Source organism: Streptococcus mitis (assembly GCF_002096855.1).
GTDB lineage: Bacteria > Bacillota > Bacilli > Lactobacillales > Streptococcaceae > Streptococcus > Streptococcus mitis_Y.
In genome coordinates, this window is sequence record NZ_NCVH01000016.1 from 1 (window position 1) to 359 (window position 359).

The 359-nt window shown below is 44.6% G+C and carries 1 protein-coding gene; it reads left to right on the forward strand.

Annotation, left to right across the window (positions count from 1 at the left end; translation table 11 throughout):
- A partial coding sequence (locus tag B7698_RS00620) for a G5 domain-containing protein (RefSeq protein WP_192855079.1) occupies positions 1 to 359 on the forward strand: 359 nt, incomplete at both ends.

Consider the following 359-nt stretch of genomic DNA (forward strand, 5'->3'; position numbering starts at 1 on the left):
ACAGCTGGTAAGAAGGGTGTTCGCACGATTGTTGAAACTGTCACTTACACAGACGGAGTAGAAACAGGTCGTGTTGAGAAATCCAACACAATCACCACTCCAGCAGTAGATGAGATCGTTGAAGTAGGAACTAAGAAAGTAGTAGCTCCAGTAGTTACAACGAAGGAAGAAACGAAAACAGAAGATGTTGCCTTCCAAACTAAGGAAGTCACAAATCCAGATCTTCCAGAAGGAAGTCGTCGAGTGAAGACCGCTGGGCAAAAAGGTGTTCGCACGATTGTTGAAACTGTCACTTACACAGACGGAGTAGAAACAGGTCGTGTTGAGAAATCCAACACAATCACTACTCCAGCAGTAGA